This window comes from Chitinophaga sp. HK235, assembly GCF_018255755.1.
Taxonomy (GTDB): Bacteria; Bacteroidota; Bacteroidia; order Chitinophagales; family Chitinophagaceae; genus Chitinophaga.
In genome coordinates this window covers 4,893,228-4,907,665 of the sequence record NZ_CP073766.1, presented here as the reverse complement: position 1 = coordinate 4,907,665, position 14,438 = coordinate 4,893,228, and the positions used below count along the sequence as shown (strand labels likewise).

At 45.2% G+C, this 14,438-nt stretch carries 11 protein-coding genes; 9 read left to right on the top strand and 2 right to left on the bottom strand.

The window, feature by feature from the left end:
• Positions 1-2 precede the first annotated feature (2 nt).
• The 5 genes from KD145_RS18190 to KD145_RS18170 all read left to right on the top strand — a co-directional run bounded on the left by KD145_RS18190 (position 3) and on the right by KD145_RS18170 (position 7,245).
• On the top strand, positions 3-2,411 hold the full coding sequence (locus KD145_RS18190; RefSeq protein ID WP_212000525.1) for an ABC transporter permease: 2,409 nt from the start codon (positions 3-5) through the stop codon (positions 2,409-2,411).
• Between the two features lie 87 nt (positions 2,412-2,498).
• Complete coding sequence (locus tag KD145_RS18185; RefSeq protein WP_113616291.1) at positions 2,499-3,164, top strand: ABC transporter ATP-binding protein; 666 nt, start codon at positions 2,499-2,501, stop codon at positions 3,162-3,164.
• Between the two features lie 146 nt (positions 3,165-3,310).
• Entirely contained in the window at positions 3,311-4,666 is a 1,356-nt protein-coding gene (locus KD145_RS18180; protein ID WP_212000524.1) for a TolC family protein, read from the top strand.
• A gap of 24 nt (positions 4,667-4,690) precedes the next feature.
• The gene (locus KD145_RS18175) at positions 4,691-6,058 is read left to right on the top strand and encodes an efflux RND transporter periplasmic adaptor subunit (protein WP_212000523.1); all 1,368 of its coding nucleotides are present in this window, start codon (positions 4,691-4,693) and stop codon (positions 6,056-6,058) included.
• A gap of 158 nt (positions 6,059-6,216) precedes the next feature.
• A complete protein-coding gene (locus KD145_RS18170) occupies positions 6,217-7,245 on the top strand; it encodes an NAD(P)H-dependent glycerol-3-phosphate dehydrogenase (RefSeq protein WP_249219431.1) in 1,029 nt (342 codons plus the stop codon).
• Between the two features lie 14 nt (positions 7,246-7,259).
• Here the strand turns inward: KD145_RS18170 and KD145_RS18165 are convergent, their stop codons facing one another.
• Positions 7,260-7,538, bottom strand: a complete 279-nt coding sequence (locus tag KD145_RS18165) for a hypothetical protein (RefSeq protein ID WP_113616295.1) — start codon at positions 7,536-7,538, stop codon at positions 7,260-7,262.
• 606 nt (positions 7,539-8,144) lie between these two features.
• Here KD145_RS18165 and KD145_RS18160 point away from each other — a divergent pair.
• From KD145_RS18160 to KD145_RS18145, 4 genes are all read left to right on the top strand, one after another.
• Entirely contained in the window at positions 8,145-10,421 is a 2,277-nt protein-coding gene (locus KD145_RS18160; protein ID WP_212000521.1) for a glycosyltransferase, read from the top strand.
• Entirely contained in the window at positions 10,390-10,788 is a 399-nt protein-coding gene (locus tag KD145_RS18155; RefSeq protein WP_249219429.1) for a response regulator, read from the top strand. The genes KD145_RS18160 and KD145_RS18155 overlap by 32 nt, the downstream gene beginning before the upstream one ends.
• Positions 10,789-10,854: 66 nt before the next feature.
• Positions 10,855-12,288: a sigma-54 dependent transcriptional regulator gene (locus tag KD145_RS18150; protein ID WP_212000519.1), complete on the top strand. Its 1,434-nt coding sequence runs from the start codon at positions 10,855-10,857 to the stop codon at positions 12,286-12,288.
• A 123-nt stretch (positions 12,289-12,411) separates the two neighbouring features.
• Complete coding sequence (locus KD145_RS18145; protein ID WP_212000518.1) at positions 12,412-12,915, top strand: low affinity iron permease family protein; 504 nt, start codon at positions 12,412-12,414, stop codon at positions 12,913-12,915.
• A gap of 6 nt (positions 12,916-12,921) precedes the next feature.
• On the opposite strand, the gene KD145_RS18140 is transcribed toward KD145_RS18145, so the two are convergent.
• Positions 12,922-14,385 (bottom strand): hybrid sensor histidine kinase/response regulator, encoded by a 1,464-nt coding sequence (locus KD145_RS18140; RefSeq protein WP_212000511.1) that lies wholly within the window; start codon positions 14,383-14,385, stop codon positions 12,922-12,924.
• Between the last annotated feature and the right edge of the window lie 53 nt (positions 14,386-14,438).

The following is a 14,438-nucleotide window of genomic DNA, read 5'->3' as shown; positions in this document are numbered from 1 at the left end:
CTATGTTTCGAAATTATCTCCTGGTAGCTGTCAGGAATATCTGGCGCAATAAAATGTTCTCGCTGTTAAATATGCTGGGACTGGTAGTCGGTATCAGTGCGGCGCTTGTAGTATACCTGGTGGTATGGTATGAGGCCGGTTTTAACAAGCAACAACAAGACAAAGACCGTATTTACAGGATAGTATCTACCATCAGTTTCTCTGGAGATAGTGTTAGAAACAGTGGAGTAACGGTACCGGTAGTACAGGTGGTGAGAGAAAATATCCCGCAGGTAGAAAAGACGATTCATTTTTTAACAGATGATATCACGGGTAGAATTACGGTAGATGGTAAGGATTTTAGAAACAAGGAAGATATCATTTTTGCGGATTCCTCATACATGGATATGATGGGATATCAATGGTTGAGCGGATCGCCGGCCACCGCGTTGAAACAGCCCTTTTCAGTGGTGCTGACAAAGGAGAAGGCTAATACCTATTTCCCGCGGCTTTCACCAGCGGCCGTTGTGGGAAAAGAGATCGTTTACGATGATTCCATCAGGACAACGGTAACCGGTGTGGTGGCTGATTTACCTTACCGCACTGATTTCTGGTTCAGGGAAATAGTGTCTATGTCAACGGTCTATGCCAGCCAATACCGGAAAGAAGTATACGCTGTCGATAACTGGACGAACACCAGTTCATCCAGCCAGTTGCTGGTAAAGCTGAAAGCAGGAGTCGATCCGAAACAAGCTACTGCCTTGTTGGCAAAATACATGGAATTGCACAACGATAAAAGTTCCAGGACGTCACTGTGGTTACAGCCTTTACAGGATATTCACTTCAATAGGAACTATTATGCTTATAAAAGAACTGCAGACAGACAGCAGTTATATATGCTGTCTGTTATAGCTGTGGCATTGTTAATCCTGGCGGTGATCAATTTTATCAACCTTACAACAGCACAGGCTGCCCGTAGGGCTAAAGAAACCGGTATCCGCAAGGCTATCGGTGGTACAATGCGGCAGCTGATGATCCAGTTTCTGGGAGAGACTTTGGTGCTCACATTTACGGCTGCGGTAATTGCCTTGCTGATGGCACCGGTTCTGATAAAGTGCTTTCATGATTTTTTACCGGAGGACCTGCCTGCCATGCAATTGTATTCCTTGCAGGTATTACTGTTTTTATTGTTGCTGGCGGTAGTGGTGGCATTGTTGTCCGGTATTTACCCGGCGTATGTATTAGCTCGTTTCCAGCCGGTAATGGTGCTGAAATCACAGACGGGCGCTGCGGGAAACAAAGCATGGTTGAGGCAAACGTTGACTGCTACTCAGTTTATGGTGGCCCAGTTTTTTATTATTGCCACATTGGTTGTCAGCAAACAGATTCATTATTCGTTGAATAAAGATCTTGGTTTCCGTAAAGATGCTATTCTTACAGTTGCAACACCACCACGGGATGAGAATAACAGTCTGCGCAACCGGTTGCAGGCTGGGATTGCCGCGCTGCCGGAAGTAGAGGTAGTGAGCTTGTCGAATCGTTCACCGATCATCAATGGTTTCATGACATCTGTCCTCGACCGCAAGGATGGCCGGAAGGCTATCGAGAAGGTGGTAGAAATGCGCTATGTGGACAGCTCCTATTTAAAAGTGTATCAGTTAAAACTGCTGGCAGGAAGAAACCTGATGAATTCGGATACGGTGAGAGAATGGCTGCTGAATGAAAATGCTGTCCGTGCATTTGGTTTCAAACGTCCGGAAGATGCAGTGGGGGAGCTTATTTCAGGGAAGCCGGTTGTTGGAGTGGTGAAAAACTTCAATGCTGGCAATCTGCATAGAGAGATTCCTGTACTGGCGCTGGGCAGTGCCGCCGCTAAAAGCCACCGCACCCTTCATATCCGGCTGCATAATGCCGGAGAAGGGGGGATCGTCTGGAAAAAAGGAATTGCCGGCATTGAAAAAGTATGGAAGGAGATATACCCAAGAGAAGAGTTCAGTTATGAGTTTCTGGATAAAACCATAGAAAATCTTTATCGAAATGAGTTGCGTACTGCGGGTTTATTGAACTGGTGCTCAGGATTGGCTGTTTTTATCAGTGCATTGGGGCTACTAGGTTTGGTGGTTTTTACCACCAATCAGCGTACCCGGGAAATAGGGATACGCAAGGTACTGGGAGCAAGTGTATGGCAGGTAATCCGGTTGTTGACAAAGGACTTTATGAAGCCGGTCCTTGTGGCATTTCTGCTGGCGGTACCCCTTTCGTGGTGGGTAATGAACAAGTGGCTGCAATCATTTGTATACCGTACAGGTCTTAGCTGGTGGATATTTGCGGCGGGGGGAATGATAATGGTTATACTGGCATTAGCCACTATGAGCATAAAAACGGTGCGGTCTGCTCTCAGTAACCCGGTAGACGCATTAAAAACTGAATAGCGGAATGAAAAGATCCGGCAAAATGCATTTATATTGCTTCGCCGGAAATTGTTAACAAGAAGCCTGAAATTTTAAAAAACTACTATCATGATACAACTGCAGAAAATCTCTAAGCATTATCCGGTAGGATTTGGTAAAAATGAAATATTAAAAGACGTTGATCTCAACATTGGAGAGGGAGAATTTGTTTCTATTATGGGACCCTCCGGATCCGGCAAGTCAACGTTGTTGCATATACTGGGATTACTGGAGGAGCCTTCTGGCGGACAGTACCTGTTTCAGGGGGAGCGTGTAGATAAGATGAATGAGAAAAAACGTACGCAGTTACATCGTGATGCAATCGGTTTTGTGTTCCAGGCTTACCATCTCATTGATGAGCTGACTGTATATGAAAACATAGAAACCCCTTTACTGTATAAAAATTTGTCTGGTTCGGAAAGAAAGAGCAGGGTGGCGGATGTATTGGATCGTTTTAACATGGTGGCCAAAAAAGACCTGTTTCCTAATCAACTTTCCGGCGGGCAGCAACAGCTGGTGGGCATTGCCCGCGCCATTGTCGCAGAACCCCGTGTGATCTTCGCAGATGAACCTACCGGAAACCTGCACTCTGACCAGGCTAGAGTGATCATGGAAATGTTCAAACACCTGAATGAGCAGGATAAGATTACCATTGTACAGGTAACCCACTCCGATGTGAATGCTACTTATGGCAATCGTATTATTCAGATCAGTGACGGACAAATTCAGGGGTAGCAGGAAGGATTGTTTTATAAATCTGTAAAAAAAAGAGTATGTTGTATCAGCAATTAGTAGGGTATGGTGCCATACCTACTAAAATTTTGCCTTCTATCAAGAAGCGAAGGAAACTATCCTTACCTTTAGTATATTTTTGGCCTGTTATGAGAATATCCCAAATCGCAGGAGTGTTCCTGCTTTACTGCTTGCTCGCTAACATAACCCCGGCTGTGGCGCAGGATACGTGGAGTTTGCAACGTTGCGTGGATTATGCTATGAAAAACAGTATCTCCGTAAAACAACAGGAGGTACAAAAACGCCTGTCTGAACTTACCTATCAGCAGAGCCGTCTGAGTATGATCCCTAATTTTTCAGCAAATGTGAATGCGGGATACTCTGATGGTAGGATCGCCAGTATCCAGGATAACGCCTATATTAACCAGTCTATCTTTAATGCCAGTGGGCAGTTTAATATGGCTGGAGATATCTTCAACTGGTTTTCCAAAAGAAACACTATTGAGGCAAACAGACTGGACGCAGAGTCCAACAGTTTTCTGTTACAGAAAGCACGCAATGACCTTGCTTTCAACGTAGCTACTTCTTTCCTGCAGATCCTCCTGAAAAATGAACAGCTTAAGGTAAATGAGGTACAGGTAAAACAAACCATGTCTAATCTGGAGAATACCAGAAAACTGGTAATCGCAGGCTCAGTACCGGAAAGTAACCAGGCCGACCTCGAGGCGCAGCTGGCCCAGGATAGTACCAATTTGGTAACTGCCAGGAATGACGTAATTTTATCTATATTGCAAATAAAGGCATATCTGAACCTCGGTTTTGATATTCCCTTTGCTCCGGAAATTCCGGCCAATATAGCATCCCTGCCTATCACCCCCTTGTCTGAAATGGACCCGGAAATGGTGTATAGCGCGGCGCTGACAACTTATCCGCAGGCTAAGTCAGACGGATTAAAGATTAAAAGCGCCATGAGTGCCTACAGGTCTACTAAGGGACAGTTATACCCGGCACTGACAATCGGAGGAGGATTAAGTACCAGTTATGCCAACAATTACTATGATCCATTAACTAAAAAACTGATTTCCTTCGGTCAGCAAATAGACAATACATTCAACAAAAATATCGGACTGGGGCTGCGTATCCCGATTTTCAACGGTTATCAGCAACGCACCAATGTGGCGAAAGCAAAACTGAATGTGTATAACCTGGAACTGACCAGAGATCAGGACAACCTGAAACTAAGGCAGGATATCTATACCGCCCATGCAAATGCAGTAGCTGCATTACAGAAATATAATGCATCTGCTACCGGTGTAATGGCCGCTCAGAAAGCGTATGATTTCGCTACCAAACGTTTTAACCTGGGATTAATGAACACCATTGATTATATAACAACCCAAACCAAATTGTACAAAGCCCAGATTGATAAAGTCTCGGCGCAATACGATTATATTTTTAAAATGAAATTGCTGGAGTTCTATCGGGACCAGAAAATTTCCCTGTAGAATCGCCGGGTAATAAACTGCTTTATGAAAAAGAAGACACTTTATTGGCTCGCAGGCATTTTAGGTTCACTCGTTATTATGCTCATGGTGCTGAAAGCATCAGGAGTAATAGGTAAGGAAGAAGCACTGAATGTTGCTGTTGACAAAGCTGGCAAAAAAAACATCATTGAGGTGGTTACCGCCAGTGGTAAAATTTATCCTGAGATAGAAGTAAAAGTTAGCTCAGACGTTTCCGGTGAAATCACCGAATTAACCGTACAAGAAGGAGACTCCGTAAAAAGAGGACAGGTAGTCGCCCGTATCTACGGCGATATCTACGGCTCCATGGTGGATAAAGCCATGGCATCTGTAAGTCAGTCGCAGGCACAGCTGGCCAACACCTCCGCTTCGCTGAACTCTTTTAAGGCAAAGCTGGACCAGAATAAAGCAGCCTATCAGCGTAACAAGGAACTGCTCAGCCAGAAAGTGATCTCCCGGTCTGAATTCGAAACCAGCGAAGCTACCTTCCTGGCTGCTCAGGCAGATTACAACGCTGCCCTTCAGCAGATCAACAGCAGTAAATATGGCGTTCAAAGTGCCCAGGCTAACCTTAACGAGGCTAACAAAAACCTCGGCCGTACTACCATCGTAGCACCGATGAATGGTATCGTTTCCCTGCTGAATGTTAAAAAAGGAGAACGTGTAGTTGGTACCGCCCAGATGACCGGTACCGAAATGCTGCGCATCGCTGACCTTAACAGAATGGAAGTACAGGTGGATGTCGGAGAAAACGATGTTCCTAAAGTAAAATATGGCGATACCGCCCTGATCGAAGTCGATGCCTACAACGGCCGTCGCTTTAAAGGTATCGTTACACAGATCGCCAGCTCCAGCAAAGGCGCAGCTACTGCTACCGCTGCCTCTGCCTCCTCCGCTGAACAGGTGACCAGCTATATTGTTCACATACGTATCCTGCCTGAAACATACGCAGACCTCCTGGCGGCAAAACATCACAAAGCATTTCCTTTCCGCCCGGGAATGAGCGCCAGCGTAGATATCCAGACAAGACATGAAAACAATGTGCTGTCTATCCCTATCAATGCAGTAACTACCCGCGATCTGGACTCTGCTAAAACAGCAGATAAAAAACAACATGACCGCGATCGCGATAATTCCTCCAACACCCAATCTGAGATGAGCGAAGTGGTGTTTGTATTGCAGAAAGATAATTCCGTGAAAATGGTAACCGTGAAAACAGGGGTACAGGATGATACCAATATCCAGATACTCTCCGGACTGCAGGAAGGTGACCAGGTGATCAGCGCCCCCTACAGTGCTGTGTCCCGCACCCTGAACAATGGTAAAAAGGTGCAGGTGGTGCCTAAGAGCAAACTTTTCGAAGGGAATAAGTGATTTATCTGATGTTGCTTATATAGGAAAATATTTAAGTGAAGAAGCCCATGGATGCATACATCCATGGGCTTCTTCGCTTTGATAACGGTGGGTCTTCGCATCAGAAACATCAGATAAATCAGCGGTTAGTGTTATCTTGCGTAAAATTTGCATTGATTGTGAGCAAGGAGAATAGCATTGGTATCATTGGTAGTGGCAGTTGGGCCACTGCGCTGGCGAAAATATTGACGGATAATGGACAGCATATTCACTGGTGGATTAGAAACGAAGACACGATCCGTCATATGCAGCAGCGCCATCATAATAAGCACTATCTCACTTCCGTATATTTTGATACCGGCCTGTTATCGTTGAGCAACGATATCCGGGCGGTGGTTGCAGCATGTGATGTGTTGGTGCTGGCGGTTCCTTCTGCATTCCTGGTGGATGTGCTGGATCAGCTGCCTGCTGAGGCGCTGGAAGGAAAACAGGTGGTTTCTGCTATCAAAGGTCTGGTGCCAGGCAACAATCTCCTGATTAATGAATACCTGGAGCAACGTTTTCAGTTGCCTGCTACACAGTATTTCACGATAACCGGTCCCTGTCATGCGGAAGAGGTGGCGAATGAAAAACTGTCCTATCTTACTTTTTCCGGAATACATCAGGCGTCCGCACAAGCTATCGCCGATAGATTTACGGGCAGCTACCTGCAAACAATCGTGAATACAGACATGATAGGAGTACAGCTGGCTGCTGTGATGAAGAATATTTATGCCCTGGGTGCTGGTATTGCACATGGGCTGGAATATGGTGATAATTTCCTGAGTGTTTATATTACCAACTGTTTCCGGGAGATGCAGACATTCCTGGAGCAATATGAAGCACAGAAGGCTGCCCTGCGAGGGACTGGCCCGATGATACATAACTACAGTGCCAGTGCTTATCTCGGGGATCTGCTGGTGACCTGTTATTCACTCCACAGTCGGAACCGTACGTTCGGGAATATGATCGGAAAAGGTTATTCCGTGAAGGCTGCACAGCTGGAGCTCAATATGATTGCAGAGGGTTATTATGCCAGCAAATGCATGTACGAGATGAATAAAAACATAGGGGCCTATATGCCTGTTGCACAGGCTGTATACGCAGTGTTATGGCAGCAGGTACATCCTTCCGAGGCTTTCCTGTCACTGGAAAAAGGCTTTATCTAATGGGGCAATGACGACTAGTAGTCGTCATAATCCTCATAATTATCTTCACCCACTTTCACAATGGCTTTCACCTTGGGGAAATACTGCTTGATCAGGGCGGCTATTTTCTCTGTAAGGTAGTTATTAAGAACAGGTCCTTCGTAGTATTCCACTTCATTGGTTTCATCAGAAATGATGTATTCTGTAACAGTCTGATCTACAATGGCCAGGAACCTTCTTTCCTTGGCTACTTTACGGATGTTGATTTTGGTGGGGACACCATCCACGTTGAGGGTACATGCAATATGTCGCATAAGCGCGGTAAGGTTTTTTTATAATGAATAGATAGATTTAGTTGCGATTTACTGTTACAATCCAGGAGTTGTTAATTATTGGTTAAATGGGATCGACATGGTTATGAATTTAAAAATAAGCAAGTTTGGACAATTAACAAAATTGTATACGTTTTAACGTTTTTTGTCAATATAAAAAATGATAGTGTAAAATTCCAATGATCCCATTTACACAGCTTGTATCGTTCCTGAAAACAATCATTCCCTTGATATATTTACTATTAATTCCCTTGATAATAAATTATTTTTAGAAAAACAGGACATCAGGATACTTACTTTAAAGCCCCCGCTACATGATAAGCTTTACATTTGCATAACTTTTTACAATTGTAATTATAAATAGCTATTCGAAGTGTTAATGAAATCTTAACGTCCTCGGGAATTAACAAAAAAAAGTTCCACAGCGGGAAAAAGGGGGATAGATATATGGGGATGATTTTCCACACTTTCGGTTTGATGAATTCGGTAAAATGCAGCACACTCGCATTGGATTGATATTTGACCAGCTTTCCATCCCGGGCCACCGATCGGAACGGGATGAATTGAAGCCTTAAAAATATTTAACCGATGACTAAGACCTTGCTTTTTGTATCATCATTTCCGCCCCGGGAATGCGGTATTGCTACTTTTGCACAGGACCTGGTAAACGCGCTGGACAAAAGCTTCGCAGGAAAACTGAATATCGAAGTATGTGCGCTGGAAGCCTCGGAAAAACCATGGTTAAACAAGCAGGCCCCTGTTACGTATTGTGTAAACCCTTTTGATATCGACAGCTGTATCACATTTGCCCAGCAGATCAACGAAAATAGCAAAATAGACCTTCTCTGCTTTGAACACGAATTTGGTCTTTACGGCGGAGAATACGGCCATAATCTGCTGGCCATGTTATCCTTACTGGATAAACCATTTATTGTCCGTTTTCATACGGTATTGCCCGCCCCTGATCAGAAATGTCGCAAAGTAGTCAACCTGATCAGTGCCCTGGCCGCTAAAGTGACCGTGATGACGCATGCCTCGGTCAACCTCCTGCGGGAAGTATACCAGGTGCCGGACACAAAAATCGTTTACATCCCCCATGGTACCCATGCCCGTATCACCGAGGATGTAGATGCGCTAAAAAAACAATATGATCTGGAAAATAAGCTGGTACTGAGCACCTTTGGTCTCCTGAGCGCCAATAAAGGCCTGGAAACAGGCATCCGCGCAATGAAGGAGATTATTAAGGATTTTCCTGATGCCATCTACCTGATTTTGGGTAAAACCCACCCTGTAATAGTTGCCAGGGAAGGAGAAAAGTACCGTGAACACCTGGAAGAGCTGGTAAAGGAATACCAGCTGGAAAACAATGTGAGGTTCGTTAACACCTACCTGTCCCTCAACACCTTGTTGGACTACTTATCATTAACGGATATTTACCTATTCACCTCCAAAGACCCTCATCAGGCTGTAAGCGGTACTTTTGTATATGCCATGAGCGCCGGCTGTGCGGTTATTTCCACCGCTTTTGTACAGGCCCGGGAAATGCTCGATGAAAGCTGCGGCTGCCTCATCGATTTCAATAACGCGGAACAGCTGGCCAGCGTAGCCATCAACCTGCTGGGCAACGCTGATCTGCGCCGGCAGATGAGCATCAATGCCATCGAAAAAACACGCAACTCTATCTGGGATAATGTAGCCATCGCCCACATGTCAATGTTCAATGAAGTGCTGGTAGATAATAAGGTTATGATGCCTAACTTACCGGCGCCATACCTCGATCATATAGACCGCATGACAGATGAATTTGGCATGCTGCAGTTTGCCCGGCATGATGTGCCCGATCCAGCCTACGGATATACCCTCGATGACAATGCCAGAGCGCTGATCGCTATGTGCATGTATATCTCGGAAATTAAATCCAGCAGCTTCACAACCACGTTGCTGCGTAAATACATCGACTTTATCGGCTACTGCCAGAAAGCATCCGGTAAGTTCCTGAATTACGTAGATAAAGACGGAGGCTTTACCACACAAAATGATGATGTCAATCTGGAAGATGCCAATGGTCGTGCTATATGGGCATTGGGATTTGCACTGGCCAATCACCGGTCGCTACCTTTTGATGCGGTACAGGATGTGATATCGCTCTTCAGGCCTGGCCTCCGTTGGGTAGACAGCCTTATCTCACCCAGGGCTATGGCCTTTGCCATGAAGGGATTGTATTATTCCCTGCAATATCGCGCCTCGGAACAGGCTGTGACATTGCTCGATATACTCGCTGCCAGACTCCAGGGGTATTATGTGCTGGAAGCTGATGAAGAATGGAAATGGTTTGAAGCAAGTCTTACCTACGGTAATGCCGTACTCCCGGAAGCCATGATGATGGCCTTCCAGGTAACAGGTAATCATAATTACCGCAAAACAGCAGAAGAAAGCCTGACTTTCCTTTGTAACAAAACATTCACTGACAGTTACATGAAAGTCATCAGTAATAAAACATGGTACCATAAAAATACACCTCCCAATAATGAACCTGGTGGAGAACAGTCAATCGAAGTAGCTTATACTATGCTGGCAATGGATACATTTTATAATATCACAAAAAATCAATTGTACCTTGAAAAAATGCGTGTCGCTTTCAGCTGGTACCTGGGAAATAATCATCTCAAACAGCTGATTTATAACCCACTGACATATGGCTGCTATGATGGTCTGGAACGTTACAACGTCAACCAGAACCAGGGAGCAGAGTCTACAGTGTGTTATTTGATCGCACGTCTTTTGATGGAACAATGGAACAAACATAAATATGTTACAACCAAAAAAGACAACCTTGAACCTGTCCGGATTGGGTTCAACGGATGATATAAGGAAAGGTCCTTGTATTCTGATCATAGATGATGAACCGGATATCTGCCGACTGTTGCAGCTGACACTTGTACGACATGGATATAATGTTAAATATGTCCATGCATTGAATGAAGGTCTGTCGTTTCTGCAACAGCAGCAGCCAGACCTGCTGTTTCTTGATATCCACCTCCCGGATGGTTCGGGGCTGGAAGCATTGCCAGTGATCAGGAAAAAGTGCCCAACTTTACCGGTCATTACCATTAGTGCCTACGATAACGGCATGGAAAAACAGAAGGCTTTGAGCGCAGGAGCAACTTTCTTCCTCGCAAAACCTTTTAGTGTAAAACATGTTGATGAATTAATCGGAAGTATCAGGCACTAGCACGAAAGAGCCGGGATTTATTAGTAATTTTAATTAGCTGTTGACAATACCACATATTAGAGAAGTATGAAAAATATTCTGATCATAGATGATGAAATTAATATCTGTACGCTCCTGAGTAAATTCCTGAGCAAACACGGATTTAATGTGGACACCACCATGACGGGCGCCGCTGCCCTGAAAATGATGAAGGAAAAAACATTCGACCTGGTGCTTTGTGACTACAGGCTGAAAGATACAGACGGTGCGCAGTTGTTGCAGGATATACAACAGATAAATCCGCAAACCATTGTCATCATCATCACCGGTTATACCGATGTTCGTGTAGCCGTGGAAATGGTGAAAAATGGCGCCTATGATTATTTGTCCAAACCACTGTATCCCGATGAAATCCTCAACCTCGTACATAAGGCATTTGCTCATAAGGAATCCGAACAAGAACGTATGGCTGTACAGCCGGTAGATACCGGCAGCGCCCCGGAAGCCCGGGAAACATTGTTGTCCCGCAACCAGAGTGAAAAAAATGAAAAGTATGTGTACGGAGAAAGCGATGGTGCCCGTGAACTCATTCGCCAGATCAAATTGGTAGCACCAACGGACTATAGTGTGATCATCTTCGGCGAAACAGGTACCGGTAAGGAATCTGTTGCACATCTGATCCATCATCATAGTAAACGCTCTTCACAACCTTTTGTGGCACTGGATTGCGGCAGCCTTTCGAAAGAACTGGCCGCCAGCGAATTGTTTGGTCATGAAAAAGGTTCATTTACAGGGGCTATCAATACTAAAATTGGCGCTTTCGAACAGGCACAAGGTGGTACGCTTTTCCTGGATGAAATATCCAATCTCTCTTATGATATACAGGTAGCGATGCTGCGTGTATTGCAGGAGAAAGTAATCCGGAGAGTGGGAAGCCTCAAGGAGATACCGGTGGACGTACGTATTATTGTAGCTTCCAATGAAAAGCTCTCTGAATCGGTACAGCGTGGCAAGTTCAGGGAAGACCTCTTCCATCGTTTTAATGAATTCACGATCTACATTCCACCTTTGCGCGAACGTCGCGAAGACCTGCCGCTCTTTGTGGCAGCCTTTGTAGAACAGGTGGAAAAAGAACTGGAAAAAACCTGTGGTAAAATATCTCCGGAAGTATGGAAGTGTTTCCATCAATACAACTGGCCAGGCAATATCCGTGAACTGAAAAACATTATCCGCCGCGCCTGTCTGCTCACTCCGGAAATGCAGGAGATCTCTATGTCTGCACTACCACTGGAAATGAAAGAGGCTTTCGCGCAACCGGTTGAAGAAATGCCGCTAAGCGGAGAACTGGCCCTTATGGCCAATGACAACGATCTGAAAACGGTGGCATTACAGGCAGAGTACAACAAAATTATCAATGTACTCAAGGAAGTGAAATACAATAAAACAAAAGCAGCGCAGCTGCTCAATATTGACCGCAAAACGCTTTACAATAAACTACGTTTGCTGAATATCAACTATTAAAAGTATTGGTTTATAGAGAAAAGGGGAGCAGGGTACTTAAAGTGCTTTGCTCCCTTTTTTGCTTCAGGATATACTCACCTTGTTGTTTTGTGAGAAAATTTTCAACTCCAATAACCAAATGCTATGAAGCCTCTTACTAAGGGAAAATCCGGGAAGAGATTTTTTGAAACGATGGCATCTACGGTAATTGCCGCTACTGGCAGCGCCTGGGCCTTTTTTGTAGCACTCAGTGTAATTATCCTCTGGGGATTAACAGGTGCCTTGTTTCATTACTCAGACACCTGGCAGCTCGTGATCAATACCGGAACCACCATCATTACTTTTCTGATGGTATTTATCATTCAGAAATCCCAGAATAAAGACTCCAAATCCATACAGCTGAAATTGAATGAACTCATTGCTGCCCATCAACAGGCCAGCAACCGGCTGATCGACGTAGAAGATTTATCTGAAGAGGAACTGGACATCCTGCACAGATATTACCTGGCGATGGCAGAGGAAACTAAAAAACGGATTTCCATGAATGAATCACACTCTATAGAAGAGGCTATTGAAGGGGCGCTGAGCAAACATGAAGAGCATCTCCGGAAGCGTAAACTACGTTTGGGGGATAAGGGGCAGGCCTGATGCCATTTACACCGCCGGTAGTGTGATGGTGAAGGTTGTGCCCTTACCCTGCTCGCTGTCTACATGTATGGTTCCTTTATGATTTAAAAGAATGTTTTGAGTGCTGGTAAGGCCAAGGCCGGTGCCTTTGGATTTGCTGGTATAAAAGGGGTCAAACAGGCGTGATAATTTATCTCCGGGGATGCCGATGCCATTGTCTGAAATCTGCACCTGGGCTTTGTCCTGGTTACGCCGGGTGGTAACGGTGAGAATACCTTTGCCAGGCGCCATTGCTTCAATGGCGTTAATAATGATGTTAAGAAATGCGATCACTACTTTTTCATCATCTGCATTCACCCGGATATCCGGAGCGGCCAGCTGTTTGTTGAGCCGCATTTCATGCAGCTGCATCCGGTCCTGGGCCAGCCTGAGTGCATTATCTATCAGCTGATTGATGCCATGTTCTGCGGTGTGCAGTTCTATCATGCGGGTACTGTCCAGCAGCTCAGTGATCAACTGGTTGATGCGGGTGCAGTTACGTTCGATAATATCGGTGTAGAGCGAAGACTCATTACTGGCGGCCACTTCATCTTCCTCTTTGAACTGGCTCACTGCTAGGAGGATGTTGGTCAGCGGATTACGGACCTCATGTGCAATTACCCGGGCAATACGACCGGTGATAACAAATTTTTCCTGGTGTTGTTTTTCCTGTTCTTCTCTTTTTTTCTCTGTGATATCCTGTATTACACAAAGGAAGATCTGTTCTGCTTCGTCCAGCATCACGGCATTGATAAGCACCACCATTTTTTTGCTGTTCCGTGTTTTAAACTCATATTCCTGTGTGCCGGCTATGCCGTCGTTGCAGATGTTTTCGATGAATTGTTCGCTTTGTTCGCGGGAAATGAAAAGGTCCCGCAGATGCAGTTTCAGTATTTCCGCTTTGGTGTACTGCATGGTTTTCAGCGCTGCAGGGTTGGCATCGATGATGTTTTTATCACAGTCTGCCAGAACGATGAGATCATGTGCTTTTTCGAAGATGCCATAATATTTTTTTTCACTCTCTTCGATGGTACGCAGATGTTTGTATTCATCGAGTGCGTAGCGGATGGAGCGCTCCAGCAGGTCGGCGGTGATTTCTCCTTTTACGAGATAGTCGTATGCTCCGGCCCTCATGGCTTCCTGGTCTATTGCATAATCGCCTTTGCCGGTGAGCATGATCACGGGCATGCGGTATTGCATTTCCTGGAAAAGATGCAGGATGTCCAAACCGGTGTGTGGGCCGAGCCGGTAATCTACCAGGAAGATATCGTGGGTCCTGCGTTCAATGGCTTCCACTCCTTTCTGATAGGTAGGGGCCCATTCCAGCGTGTATTGTCCGGGTGATATATCGCGCAGTAATTCCGTCACCAGGAAAAAATCATCTTCATCATCATCAATCATGAGTATTTGTATCGGACGCTCGCTCATCTGGGTAAGTTGAAATTCGGGCAATAGCTGTCAGGTGGTTTACACAGCAAGAAAAGTGCTAATCTTTATCGGTGGCT